The sequence below is a fragment of the Stenotrophomonas sp. genome (assembly GCF_032056425.1).
Lineage (GTDB): Bacteria > Pseudomonadota > Gammaproteobacteria > Xanthomonadales > Xanthomonadaceae > Stenotrophomonas.
In genome coordinates this window covers 1-12,310 of the sequence record NZ_DAMBCN010000047.1, presented here as the reverse complement: position 1 = coordinate 12,310, position 12,310 = coordinate 1, and the positions used below count along the sequence as shown (strand labels likewise).

At 67.5% G+C, this 12,310-nt stretch carries 10 protein-coding genes and 1 tRNA gene; 3 read left to right on the top strand and 8 right to left on the bottom strand.

Annotated elements, in window-relative coordinates:
• Positions 1-173: 173 nt before the first annotated feature.
• On the bottom strand, positions 174-590 hold the full coding sequence (locus RTY46_RS18910) for a GNAT family N-acetyltransferase (protein WP_312710313.1): 417 nt from the start codon (positions 588-590) through the stop codon (positions 174-176).
• A 77-nt stretch (positions 591-667) separates the two neighbouring features.
• On the opposite strand from RTY46_RS18910, the gene RTY46_RS18905 reads away from it, so the two are divergent.
• Entirely contained in the window at positions 668-1,624 is a 957-nt protein-coding gene (locus tag RTY46_RS18905) for an SOS response-associated peptidase family protein (protein WP_312710312.1), read from the top strand.
• Here RTY46_RS18905 and RTY46_RS18900 read toward each other — a convergent pair.
• A complete protein-coding gene (locus RTY46_RS18900) occupies positions 1,600-1,992 on the bottom strand; it encodes a response regulator (protein WP_312710311.1) in 393 nt (130 codons plus the stop codon). The two genes, RTY46_RS18905 and RTY46_RS18900, sit on opposite strands and share 25 nt — an antisense overlap.
• Before the next feature lie 139 nt (positions 1,993-2,131).
• Here RTY46_RS18900 and RTY46_RS18895 point away from each other — a divergent pair.
• Positions 2,132-2,217 (top strand) — tRNA-Leu (locus RTY46_RS18895).
• A gap of 58 nt (positions 2,218-2,275) precedes the next feature.
• Here RTY46_RS18895 and RTY46_RS18890 read toward each other — a convergent pair.
• The gene (locus tag RTY46_RS18890; RefSeq protein ID WP_312710310.1) at positions 2,276-4,114 is read right to left on the bottom strand and encodes a methyl-accepting chemotaxis protein; all 1,839 of its coding nucleotides are present in this window, start codon (positions 4,112-4,114) and stop codon (positions 2,276-2,278) included.
• A gap of 203 nt (positions 4,115-4,317) precedes the next feature.
• The gene (locus RTY46_RS18885) at positions 4,318-4,593 is read right to left on the bottom strand and encodes a hypothetical protein (RefSeq protein ID WP_312710309.1); all 276 of its coding nucleotides are present in this window, start codon (positions 4,591-4,593) and stop codon (positions 4,318-4,320) included.
• 255 nt (positions 4,594-4,848) lie between these two features.
• On the opposite strand from RTY46_RS18885, the gene RTY46_RS18880 reads away from it, so the two are divergent.
• A complete protein-coding gene (locus RTY46_RS18880) occupies positions 4,849-5,943 on the top strand; it encodes a DUF5694 domain-containing protein (protein WP_312710308.1) in 1,095 nt (364 codons plus the stop codon).
• A 231-nt stretch (positions 5,944-6,174) separates the two neighbouring features.
• Here the strand turns inward: RTY46_RS18880 and RTY46_RS18875 are convergent, their stop codons facing one another.
• The 4 genes from RTY46_RS18875 to RTY46_RS18860 all read right to left on the bottom strand — a co-directional run bounded on the left by RTY46_RS18875 (position 6,175) and on the right by RTY46_RS18860 (position 11,688).
• A complete protein-coding gene (locus RTY46_RS18875; protein ID WP_312710306.1) occupies positions 6,175-6,402 on the bottom strand; it encodes a hypothetical protein in 228 nt (75 codons plus the stop codon).
• Between the two features lie 94 nt (positions 6,403-6,496).
• Positions 6,497-8,686 (bottom strand): PAS domain S-box protein, encoded by a 2,190-nt coding sequence (locus tag RTY46_RS18870; protein ID WP_312710305.1) that lies wholly within the window; start codon positions 8,684-8,686, stop codon positions 6,497-6,499.
• Positions 8,687-8,894: 208 nt separating this feature from the next.
• Complete coding sequence (locus RTY46_RS18865; protein ID WP_312710303.1) at positions 8,895-11,270, bottom strand: Tex family protein; 2,376 nt, start codon at positions 11,268-11,270, stop codon at positions 8,895-8,897.
• Between the two features lie 202 nt (positions 11,271-11,472).
• Entirely contained in the window at positions 11,473-11,688 is a 216-nt protein-coding gene (locus tag RTY46_RS18860; RefSeq protein ID WP_006374014.1) for a hypothetical protein, read from the bottom strand.
• Positions 11,689-12,310: the final 622 nt, after the last annotated feature.

The following is a 12,310-nucleotide window of genomic DNA, read 5'->3' as shown; positions in this document are numbered from 1 at the left end:
CCCTTTCACGGTGGCGACCGGGGTTCGAATCCCCGTGGGGACGCCAATTCTTTGAAAAACCCGGCTTCGGCCGGGTTTTTTTTGCCTGCGATCCTGGGCGGGCGCATCCACGCATGGCGTGGATCTACTGGGGTGGCCCGGCATGCGTGGATGAATGCCTCGCCACCCTGAACTCAAAACCGCCGGTACATGCCGATCGATGCCGGCGCGGTGGGCGCGAACCCGAACTGCGCGTACAACCGATGCGCCTCACCATCTGCCAACAGGCTCACGTATGCCGACGGCGGCAGGTTGGCCCGCATCCACGCATCCAGCCGCGCCATCACCTGCCTGCCCAGCCCCTGCCCCTGCAGGCGTGGCAGCACCGCGATGTCGCATACCTGCAGATGGCAGCCACCGTCGCCAATAATCCGGCCCATCGCCACCAGTTCACTGCCCTGGTAGGCGCACACCCCGAACACCGTGTTGGGCAGCGCACGTTGCGCCGCTTCGGCGGTCTTGGCACTCAACCCTGCCAGCGCCCGCAGCTGGCAGTAGTCCTCCACCGTCGGCACCGCGTCGCGGAACTGGCAGTTGCTTGCAGCATTCATACACGTTCTCCCGGATTGTCCGGCTATCCTGCCGCACTCCCGTCGCAGCCGCTGCGACCTCCACCGGCCACGCCCGCATGTGCTATTCCGCCCTGATCCGCGCCGACTACGCCAAGCTTGTCCGTGAATACGGCGCCGTGCTGTCGCTGGAGGAGTTCGCCGAACTGTACGCGCACGATCCCGGCAAGAAGCGGCCCAAGACCCCCAAGGCCATGGACGATGGCTTTGCCGGCGCGCGCACTGAGCAGGGCCGCGACATCGTGGCGAAGATCCAGCAATGGCACGCCGAAGAGCAACAGGCGCTGCAGGCCGAGCTGGTGAAACAGAGCGAGCGCCGCGACATTGCCGCTGCCACCCTGGCCACCCGCCCCACGCAGAAGGCCCGCAACGACCTGCGCGTGGCCGGCAACCGCATGGAGCGTGCGCAGGCGCGCCTGGACGACCTGCATCGCGTGCAGCTGCTGCCGCGCGACAACCGCATCTTCCCCGGCACCTATGCGCCGGTCATGGTCAGCGAGAACGGCCAGCGGGTGATCAAGCCAATGCGCTACCAATGCCGCCTGCCCGACAAGCCCGCGCGCAACGATGTGCTCTATCCGGGCACCTACAACGCGCGGCGCGACAGCCTGGAGGGCTACTGGCGCGGCGCCTTCGGCCTTCGCCACGGCGTGGTGATGGTGCGCGCGTTCTACGAGCATGTACCGCGCCACGCCATCGCCGGGCGACAGCTGGGCAGCGACGAGAAGGAACAGGACGTGATCCTGGAATTCCGCCCCGACCCGCCGCGCGACCTGCTGCTGGCCTGCCTGTGGGCCGAATGGGAGGGGCCGGAAGGTCGGCTGCTATCGTTTGCCACCATCACCGATGCACCGCCCAGCGACGTCGCCGCGGCCGGCCACGACCGCGGGGTTGTGCCGATCCGGCCCGAACACCTGGACCGCTGGCTCAATCCGGATCCGGATCAACTGGGGCTGCAGTACGCGATCCTGGACGACCGCGAGGACATCCACTACGTGTACGAAGAGGCCGCCTGACTGGATCGCCCCACTGCACGCTGCAAGGCGGCACACAGATCGACCGACAGATAGGGTTTGGGCAGCACCACACCGGCGCCCATCGATGCCGGCAGCTGCGCGGCACTCATGCCGGTGGCCAGCACGAACGGCACGCCACCCTCGACCAGCGCCGTCGCCACGGGTTCACTGGTCTCGTTGCGGGCCAGGCGGTAGTCCAGCAGCACCACGTCTGGTTTCTGCGCGGCCAACAGGCGCAGCGCCTCGGCCACGGACGCGGCCACGCCGACCACGTCGGCACCGAACTGCTCCAGTTGCATCTGCAGCAGCGAAGCGCTCATTTCGTCGTTCTCGACCACCAGCACCCGCAGGTCCTGCAACGCTGACATGGGCTCTAGCTCCGGCACGTGTTAAGCCGTCGCAGTATAGCCATCACAGTGCCGTTACCGACATATTGCGGGGGAATCGTCTCGGTTCCGGGCACCCTCTATGAACGCCCGGCGGGCTCGGTTACACTAGCGCGCTGCTGCCGGTGTGGCGGAATGGTATACGCAGCTGACTCAAAATCAGCCGGGGGTGACCCCATGAAGGTTCGAGTCCTTTCACCGGCACCAACGCATCAAAGGCCAGGTCATCGACCTGGCCTTTGGCGTTTCTGGTCCCGCCACGCGCTCACACCACCCGCAGCACCGGCGCATGCCCGGCCGGTCCGTGCCCTGCCCCGGCCTCGAGCCGGAACCCGGCCACGGTGTGCAGCAGCTGTGCCGACTGCTCTTCCATGCTGCGCGCCGCAGCGGACGCCTCTTCCACCAGCGCGGCGTTCTGCTGGGTGCCCTGGTCGATCAGGTCCACCGCCTGGTTCATCTGCTGGATGTCATCGCTCTGCTGCTGCGCCGCACTGCTGATGTCGGCCATCAGATCGCTCACCCGGCGCACGTCGCGCACGATCTCGTCCATGGTGCGCCCCGCGCTTTCCACCTGCGCGGTACCGGCGCCGACATTGGCCACCGATTCGTCGATCAACCGCTTGATCTCCTTTGCCGCGCTGGCCGAGCGCTGTGACAGTTCACGGATCTCGGTCGCCACCACGGCAAAGCCACGCCCATGTTCGCCTGCACGCGCCGCTTCCACCGCTGCATTGAGCGCCAGGATGTTGGTCTGGAAGGCGATGCCGTCGATCACCCCGATGATGTCGACGATGCGCCGTGACGACGCGTTGATGACCGCCATGGTGGACACGACTTCGTGCACCACGCTGCCACCGCGCGCGGCCACTTCGGCCGCGCCGCCGGCCAGTGCACTGGCCTGGCGGGCATTGCCGGCGGTGCGCTGCACGGTCTCGGCCAGCCCCTTCATCGACACCGCCGTTTCCTCCAGCGATGCGGCCTGCTGTTCAGTGCGCTGCGACAGATCACTGTTGCCCAGCGCAATCTCGCTGGCACCCACCGCAATGGTGTCGGCGGCGAACTTGATCTGGCCGATGATGCCAGCCATGGTCTCCACCAGCGCGTTCACGCCCTCGCACAGCTCGGCCACCGGGCCACGCTTGCCATCCAGCGGAATGCGCCCGGTCAGATCGCCCAGCTTGGCGGCCGCCACCACTTCGCGGGTCTGCGCCACCGCCTGCTGCATGGCCTGGCTCTCGTGCATCTGCGCGGTGATGTCGGTGGCGTATTTCACGACCTTCAGCGGCCGCCCGTTCACATCCAGGATCGGGTTGTAGCTGGCCTGGATCCAGACCTCGCGGCCGTTCTTGCCCAGCCGCCGGTACTGGCCCGCATCGTATTCGCCGCGCCCCAGCTTTTCCCAGAACTGCCTGTAGGCAGGGCTGGCGCGGTACTCCGGTTCGACGAACAGCGAGTGGTGCTGCCCCTTCACCTCGTCCAGCGTGTAGCCGGTGGCGGTCAGGAAGTTCGCGTTGGCGGTCAGGATCCGCCCGTCCATGCTGAACTCGATCACCGCCTGTGATTTGTCGATTGCCGCCAGCTGACCAGCCAGCTCAGCGGCCTGCTGCTTCTGCGCAGTGATGTCGGTGGCGAACTTCACCACTTTCACCGGCCGCCCGTGGCGATCCAGCACCGGGTTGTACGAGGCCTGGATCCAGATCTCGCGGCCGCCCTTGCCGAAGCGGCGGTACTGGCCGGCATCGAATTCGCCCTGCCCCAGGCGTGCCCAGAACGCCCGATACTCAGTGCTGCGGGCCTGGTCGGGATCGACGAACAGGGAGTGGTGCTTGCCCCGGATCTCATCCAGGGTGTAGCCCACCGCCTGCAGGAAGTTGTCGTTGGCCTGCAGGATGGTGCCGTCCAGCGCGAACTCGATGACCGCCTGCACCCGGTGCAGCGCCACCACCTGTGCGGCCATGTCGGCGCGTTCGCGCTCTGCCGCCGTCTCGGACGCGGTGCTGCCGCCCTGCCCGGCCAGGCGCCCCTGCAGGGCGCGCCAGAAAGACCAACGGGATGGTGTGTCTGCCGGCGCCTGCGCGCCCGCGGTGAAGCCTGGCATGAGCATGGTCTGTTCCTTGGTTTCCGTGAGCGGTGCGACCCACGGGCGGAATGCCCGCGGGAACATCGATTGCCTGGAACCTGCAGACACCTGGGGGGCGGCGTCACTCGAGCGATGGCGCGGAGCGGCAGCGTTGCCTCCGGCAAGGGAGGCAGTCTGGATATCGGCCGCCATGGCGGGGCCTTGAGGACTATTTCTGCGGCGTCGGTTCAGCCCCGGCGCCAGATCGCCCAGCGCAGCACGACCACGGCCAGCACCGACGGCAGGTAGCCCACCGCGCCCACCCACGCCATCAGGGCAGCGTTCACCCACGGCCCGCCCCCGCCCAGGATCCAGCTGGTGTGCCGCAGGATGTACAGGGCGAACGGCAGCACCAGCAACGGCGCCAACCTCAGCAACTGCCAGTGCCAGCGCGCCGGGCCAATGAAGCCAACGAGCGTGCCCAGCAGGGCGCCGACCATTGCGATGGGGATGGCTGCTTCCATTCAGATGGTTCCTTCTTGAACGGCAGGAGCGTCGGGCTGGCTCGACCCTGCCGTCGTAGAGTCGAGCTTGCTCGACTGCTTTGGAATGAACAGTCGAGCAAGCTCGACTCTACAACGGCTGTGCCGCGCGCGCGCCTTGAACCTGCGATGCATTCCAGAGCCAGAAGGTTTACATGACCTTCGGGAGATCTGCCGGCCTGCAGGCACTGGCAGGCTGTGCACTCTCAGGGAAGCCCCTTCATTCAAGGAAACTGCATGTTCCGACGCCTGCGCTGTCTTGTCCTGTTGTCACTGTGCAGTGCCAGCCCGTTGGCCTTGGCCGACGAGGGCCGCTACCGCCCCTCGTTCGATCCCAGCGAACTGAAGGGTCCGCCCGCCGGACGGGTGAACGAAGTGCTGGTGCTGGGCAGCCCGCACCTGTCCGGCCTGCCGGAAGCGTTCAAGCCTGCGCAGCTGGAACCGCTGTTGGGGCGCCTGCAGGCCTGGCAGCCCACCGCCATCGCGGTTGAGAACGTGTCCGGCCTGCAGTGCGATTTCATGCGCCGCAATCCCACCCGCTATGCCGACAGCGTCAAGAGCTACTGCGTTGACACCGCCCCGGCACAGGCTGCCACCGGCATGGATGTACCCACCGCCAATGCCGAGATGGAGCGCCTACTGGCGTCCTGGCCGAAGGCGCCGACGCCGGCACAGCGTCGCCACCTGGCCGCCGTGTTCCTGGCCGCCGGCGAGCGCGGTTCAGCCATCGTGCAGTGGCTGCGCCTGCCCACCACCGAACGACGCGCGGGCGACAGCCTGAGCGCGGAACTGGTCGAGTTCCTGGACGCCCGTGCGGCACGCAAGGACGAAGTCAGTCTGGTCGCCGCCGAAGTGGCCGCACGCCTGGGCCTGGAACGGCTGTGGTCGGTGGACGACCATACCGCCGATGCCCCTACCCCGCAGGCACTGCAGAAGGACTACGCCAAGGCGATCCGCGCGGCGTGGAACACCTCCGCCGGGGCAACGCGGCGGGCGACCTACGACCGCCTGTACGCCGATGTCGCAGCGCCTGACGGGCTGATGGCGATCTACCGCAACGACAATGATCCGGCCACCGCCAGGCTGGTCTATGACAGCGACTTCGGCGCAACGCTGGTGGAACCGTCGCCGCAGGGTTTCGGCCGCAATTACCTGGGCTACTGGGAAACCCGCAACCTGCGGATGGTCGCCAACATCCGCGACGTACTGGGCCAGTACCCTGGCACGCGCATGCTGGCCATCGTCGGTGCGTCACACAAGTGGTACTACGAGGCCTACCTCGACCAGATGCACGACGTGCGGCTGGTGGACGTGGAGCCGGTACTGCGCTGAGTCGGCACGCTCTCTGTGGAGTCGAGCTCTCGACTGCCAGCTTCGTAGAGTCGAGCTTGCTCGACTGATTCTGGCCGACAGCAGTCGAGCAAGCTCGACTCTACGGGGCGAGCGTCTTGACCATCAACCGAACAATTCCGGAAAGGCGGTTTCGTCCCAGGCAAACGTCGGTGACCTCGTCATTACGTAGAGCAAAACAGTCGAGCATGGCTCGACTCTACAGACGCTTGGTCAGCGTGTGCGCCGCCCATTGCGCCACAGCACCGCGCTGGCGCCGATGATGCAGCCCAGGGTGGCCAGCAGTGCGCTGACCACGCCCCACTGCAGGACCGGCACCAGTGACTGCGCCAAGGGGTCGAGGCGCAGCTGCTCCAGGCGCAGGCCACCGGCCAGCGCCAGCAGCCAGCCAATGCAGGCGGGCGCGTAGGCGCCGACAATCTGTGTGTTCCAATGGCTCATGGCAACTCCCTGTCGAGGTGGCGATGGGGCGATTGTTCCGCCCCGCCCTCTCACAGGTTGAGACCGTATCTGGCCTCTTGCGGTACGCACCGGTTCAGCCCGCGTCATTGTCCTCGCCGGGCAGCTCACCCAGCTCGCCCTGCACCTGCACGTTGTTGCGGCCCATGGCCTTGGCCCGGTAGCACTGGGCATCGGCCGACGCCACCGCCTCATCCACCGTCATGCCCGCCTCCAGCGGCGCGATGCCGATGCTGGCGCCGATCCGCAGGCGCGCCGTGTCCCACGGAATGGACAGCGCTGCCAGCGTCTGCAGCAGTTCGCGGCCGATGCGCGCGGCCCGGCGCGGGCCACAGCCGGGCAGGATCACCGCGAATTCGTCGCCGCCCAGCCGCGCCACGATGTCCGAGTCGCGCACGCCGTGGCGCAGCACGCTGGCCACCGCCCAGAGCACGGCATCGCCAGCCAGATGGCCCCAGGTATCGTTGATGGGCTTGAAACGGTCAAGGTCGATGAACATCAGCGAGGCCGCTTGGCCGGTACGCTCCACGCGGGTGATCGCCTGCTGCAGGTGCGCCTCGAAACCCCGCCGGTTGCCCAGTTCGGTCAACGGATCGATCTCGGCCAGATGGCGAGCCTCGCGCTCGCGGGCGCGCTGTTGGGTATCGTCGCGCAACACCCACACTGCGCCGCGCACATGGCCCTCGTCGTCGCGCAGCCAGGCACGGGTCAGGTCCACCGGCACCGCGGCAGCACCCACCCGCATCAGAAGGTCGGCGTGCAGGTCCACGGCATTGCTGTCCGGGTCCAGCAGCACAGCGACATCCAGGACCGAGCCGGGTGCATATTCGGTGGTCAGTGACAGAAGGTCATGCACATTTTCACCCACCAGCGTCGACATGCCTGGGCTGGCCAGCATGCGCACGGCAGCGGCGTTGGCGTACTCGATGCGCCCGGCCAACGTCACGCTGACGACAATGTCGGTGACCGCGTCCAACGTAATGCGACTGCGCTGTTCGCTTTCATACAGCCGCTGCTCGCTGCTGCGCTGGGAGGTGACGTCCTGGATCTGCGATACGAAGTGCAGGGGTGCGCCGCGCTCGTTGCGTACCAGCGATACGGAAAGCCTCGCCCATATCACGTTGCCGTCCCGATTCAGGTAGCGTTTCTCCAGATGGTAGGAGTTGCGCCGGCCTGCCAGCAGATCCTGCACCAGGGCGAGGTCGGCCTGCAGATCATCGGGGTGGGTCAAGCGCTGGAAATCGACCTGCAGCAGTTCTTCGCGCGGGTAGCCCAGGATGCGGCACAGCGCGTCGTTCACATCCAGCCAGCGCCCTTCCAGCGACACCAGGGCCATGCCCAGCGCCGCAGAGGTGAACGCGCCGGCGAACTTGTCCGCCGCCAGGCGCGCTTCGGCACGCGCCTGCAGGATCTCGGTGATGTCGATGGCCATGCCGACGTAGCCGATGCGCTCGCCGTCGGCACCATCCATGCGGCTGATGGACAGGCGCACCTGGCGGCGTTGGCCGTCCTTGCGCACGAAGGTCCACTGTCGCGAGAACGTCTGCCCCTGCGCCTGCGCGGTCAGCGCCTGGAATGCCGACGGCAGGTGACCGTCAGCATCGGCCAGCGGCGCCAGATAGGCATGCATTTCCTCCGGATCATGGAACGTACCCGGGTTGAGCGTGCCGACCACGTCGCTGGCGGCGTAACCCAGCAGGCGTTCGGCACCGGTGTTGAACAGGGTGATCAGGCCCTCGGTATCGGTGGCGATCACCGCCACCTCGTCGGACGCATCGACCACGGCCTGCAGCCGGTGGCGCATGTCCGCGGCCTCCTGGCGAGCCATCTGCAGTTCGGTCACGTCGGCATGCGCACCGGCCATCCACAGCGGGCGCCCCTGCCCGTCCCATTCGTACACGCGGCCACGGTCATGGATCCAGATCCACTGGCCGTTCTTGTGGCGCATGCGCAGCAGGCACCGGTAATGCTCGGTACGGCCCTGGAAGTGCGCTTCCAGCGCGGCGTCGGAACGCGCCAGGTCGTCCGGATGGACCAGCGCAATGAACGTTTCCTGGCAGATGGGCTCCAGCTCGTCCAGGCGATAGCCGACGATCTCGGCCCAGCGCGCGTTCACCCGCATCTGCCCGGTCTGGACGTTCCATTCCCAGGTGCCGGCGGCGGTGCCTTCGATGATCATCGCCAGCCGGCGGCGCTCTTCCGACAGTTCCTGCAGGCGCCGCTCCAGCAGCGCGTTGGCGTTGGCGTCGTGGACGTGCCCGGTCATCGGCGCCCCCGCGCGGAATGGCGGGCACAGCGAAGCCGCAGCCCGGCGCTGCAGTCTGCGGTCGCGTTGGCGGCTCGTGCTGACGTCATGGCCCTCCCCGGCGCCCTGCAGGGCGGCCCGCGCCCCCCCCCATGGGCGCCAGTGTGCGCACGCCGGGGAGGGCCGACAAGTCCCCCCGCCACGCCAGGCGTGGCCGAGGGGCGATGGCTCAGCTGCGCTTGGCCCGGGCGAAGGCCTCGGCCAGGGCATTGTTGGCCGGCGGCGCCGAGCTTGCGGGACGCGCAGCGCCTTGCCCCTGGCCGCGGTTGGGGCCGCCATCGCGCCGCACCGGCCCGCCCCGGCCGCGCTCATCGCGCGCACCGGGGCGGCTGGTGGCCTGGCCCGGGGTATCGTCCAGGCGCCGGGTCAGAGCGATGCGCTTGCGCGCCACGTCCACCTCCAGCACCTTCACCTTCACGATGTCGCCGGCCTTGACCACCTCGCGCGGATCCTTCACGAAGGTGTCCGACAGCGCCGAAATGTGCACCAGGCCGTCCTGGTGCACGCCGATGTCGACGAACGCGCCGAAGGCGGCCACGTTGCTGACCACGCCTTCCAGCACCATGCCTTCGCGCAGGTCCTTGATGTCCTCGACGCCCTCGGCGAAGCGCGCGGCCTTGAACTCCGGACGCGGGTCGCGGCCCGGCTTTTCCAGTTCCTTCAGGATGTCGCGCACGGTCGGAACGCCGAAGCTCGCATCGGTGAACTGCTCGGGCTTGAGCCCACGCAGGAAGCTGCCATCACCGATCAGCGCCGTGATCGGACGCGCGGTGCTGGCCACGATGCGCTCGACCACCGGGTAGGCTTCCGGGTGCACGGCCGAGGCGTCCAGCGGCTGATCGCCATCGGCAATGCGCAGGAAGCCGGCGCACTGCTCGAAGGTCTTCTCACCCAGCCGCGCGACCTTCAGCAGGTCCTTGCGGCGCTTGAACGGCCCGTTGTCGTCGCGGTGGCGCACGATGTTCTCGGCCACCGTGGACGACAACCCTGACACGCGCGACAGCAGCGCGGCCGAGGCGGTGTTCACGTACACGCCCACCGCGTTCACGCAGTCCTCCACGCGGGCATCCAGCGCGCGGGCCAGGCGGTACTGGTCCACGTCGTGCTGGTACTGGCCCACCCCAATCGCCTTGGGCTCGATCTTCACCAGTTCGGCCAGCGGGTCCTGCAGGCGGCGGGCAATGGACACCGCGCCGCGCAGCGACACGTCCAGCCCGGGGAATTCCTTTGCCGCAAATTCCGAGGCGGAATACACCGAAGCACCGGCTTCGCTGACCACCACCTTCTGCAGCTTCGGATTGCCCATGGCCTTGATCGCCTCGCCGGCCAGCTTGTCGGTTTCGCGGCTGGCGGTGCCGTTGCCGATCGCGATCAGTTCCACGTTGTGCCGGGCGCACAGCTGCTTGATCGTCTGCAGCGACTGATCCCACTGCCGGCGCGGCTCGTGCGGGTAGATGGTTTCCGTGGCCAGCAGCTTGCCGGTGGCATCGACCACGGCGATCTTGCAGCCGGTGCGGATGCCCGGGTCCAGGCCCAGCACGGTCTTCGGGCCCGCCGGGGCAGCCAGCAGCAGGTCCTTCAGGTTGTCACCGAACACCGTGATGGCTTCGGCCTCGGCCTTCTCGCGGGCCTGGTTGAACAGGTCCAGCAGCAGGTGGGTGTGCAGCTTCGCGCGCCACGTCAGACGACAGGCATCCAGCAGCCAGCGGTCGGCGGCGCGGCCCTGGTCGGCGATACCTGCCTTGCGTGCCACGCGCCCTTCGGCGTACTGGTGGCCGGCCTCGGCATCGCTGCCCGGGTCCAGCTCCAGCAACAGGATCTCCTCGCGGCGCGCACGGAACAGCGCCAGCAGCCGGTGCGAAGGAATCTTCGCCAGCGCTTCGGCATGTTCGAAATAGTCGCGGTATTTGGCGCCCTCGGTTTCCTTGCCCTCGGCCACGCGCGCGCGGATCACGCCGGTGTCGCCCAGCCAGGTGCGCAGCTCGCCCACCAGCGCGGCGTCCTCACCCCAGCGCTCCATCAGGATCGCGCGGGCACCTTCCAGCGCGGCCTTGGCGTCCGCCACGCCCTTGTCGCTGTCGACGAAGCCTGCGGCGAAGGCCTGCGGGTCCTGCGTGGGGTCACCCAGCAGGCCATCGGCCAGCGGTTCCAGTCCCGCCTCACGGGCAATCTGCGCGCGGGTGCGGCGCTTGGGCTTGTACGGCAGGTAAAGATCTTCCAGCCGGCTCTTGGTGTCGGCGGCCAGGATGTCGTTGCGCAGCGCGTCGGTCAGCTTGCCCTGCTCATCGATGCTGGCCAGGACCGCGGCGCGGCGGTCTTCCAGCTCGCGCAGATAGGTCAGGCGTACCTCCAGGTTGCGCAGCTGGGTGTCGTCCAGGCCGCCGGTCACTTCCTTGCGGTAGCGGGCGATGAACGGAACGCTGGCGCCTTCATCAAGCAGGCCGACCGCGGCACGGACCTGGGCGGACTGGGCACCGATCTCGGTGGCGATGGTCTGGGCGATCTGCTGGGCGAGCGCGCTCTGGGCGTTCTTGGCGTCGTGCATTGCTTCCGGTCTGGGCCGCGTTACGGGAAAGACCCATTCTGGCCATGCCCGGCGCGGGCACACAAGCGTTGACAGCGGCGGGGTTCAGGCGGCAGCACCGGGTGGGGACGCCGGCATCCTGGCAGAAGGGGCCGTGCTGGCCCGGCTGGGATGCCGGCGCGGGTGCACGCACGTGGGCGCACCCTGCCGCATGTTGCGAGGGTCAGCGGTAATGGCGGGCGGCGCGCTGCATGACGATCTCGTCACGCATGCTTTCCAGTGCCATCAAGCGGACCTTGCCGACGCCCTGCAGTTCCATGAACCGCTCCGTGTAGAACTCCGGCCCCAGCGCGGTGTCGGCGCGGGATTTGCTGAAGCCGTAGGGCACCACGCCCTTCTCGCCGTCCTTGCTACCACCGACATAAAGAACAATCGCCATGTGATGTCTTCCTCCAAATTGCTACTGCGTACTGCACACGATGAGCGGTACTTGTGGGCTCATCGGGGTAGAGCTTACCGCGACCAAGCTGACTGGAACGTCACGAAGGCTAATGACGATCGGTTGCATGCAGATGACGGCCCGATCACAGCAGAACGCTTACGGATCTTTAACTTCCAACTAACAAACGAGGGTTTCCAGCCAACGGCGCAGCCTCTCGTGGGGTGGCCGCAGAACGCGGTTCATGCGATTGGGCCGGGCGCGTTGGGGCCGCGGGACACGCCGTAAACCCGTCCTTGGGGGCTCGTAGGCGCCATCCATGGCGCCTGCGGTCCTACGCCCCCAACCCGCCCGTCCCCCGACAGTTTCCGGGTGCTCACGCCCACGAAGAGAAAAAAGAAGATCAAAAGCAGAGCAGCTTGGCCGGCCGCTCTTTGCTTCCTGTAGAGCCGAAGCCATGCTCGGCTGCGAGCAAGCGCAGCGCGCGACCCGCTTCTGCTTTTCTTTTTCTTTTCCGTGGCTGGAGATCGCGGCCAACTGTCAGAGGTCGGTCGGGTTGGGTTCGCGGGGGTGTCTGGTCTGGCTCCCCGTCAGCGGACGCCAAGAAGCGATACTTTGATCG

Excerpts from the sequence above, each read along its gene's own strand:
- RTY46_RS18910 (WP_312710313.1), bottom strand. The coding sequence starts at position 590 with ATGAATGCTGCAAGCAACTGCCAGTTCCGCGACGCGGTGCCGACGGTG.
- RTY46_RS18905 (WP_312710312.1), top strand. The coding sequence starts at position 668 with ATGTGCTATTCCGCCCTGATCCGCGCCGACTACGCCAAGCTTGTCCGT.
- RTY46_RS18900 (WP_312710311.1), bottom strand. The coding sequence starts at position 1,992 with ATGTCAGCGTTGCAGGACCTGCGGGTGCTGGTGGTCGAGAACGACGAA.
- RTY46_RS18890 (WP_312710310.1), bottom strand. The coding sequence starts at position 4,114 with ATGCTCATGCCAGGCTTCACCGCGGGCGCGCAGGCGCCGGCAGACACA.
- RTY46_RS18885 (WP_312710309.1), bottom strand. The coding sequence starts at position 4,593 with ATGGAAGCAGCCATCCCCATCGCAATGGTCGGCGCCCTGCTGGGCACG.
- RTY46_RS18880 (WP_312710308.1), top strand. The coding sequence starts at position 4,849 with ATGTTCCGACGCCTGCGCTGTCTTGTCCTGTTGTCACTGTGCAGTGCC.
- RTY46_RS18875 (WP_312710306.1), bottom strand. The coding sequence starts at position 6,402 with ATGAGCCATTGGAACACACAGATTGTCGGCGCCTACGCGCCCGCCTGC.
- RTY46_RS18870 (WP_312710305.1), bottom strand. The coding sequence starts at position 8,686 with ATGACCGGGCACGTCCACGACGCCAACGCCAACGCGCTGCTGGAGCGG.
- RTY46_RS18865 (WP_312710303.1), bottom strand. The coding sequence starts at position 11,270 with ATGCACGACGCCAAGAACGCCCAGAGCGCGCTCGCCCAGCAGATCGCC.
- RTY46_RS18860 (WP_006374014.1), bottom strand. The coding sequence starts at position 11,688 with ATGGCGATTGTTCTTTATGTCGGTGGTAGCAAGGACGGCGAGAAGGGC.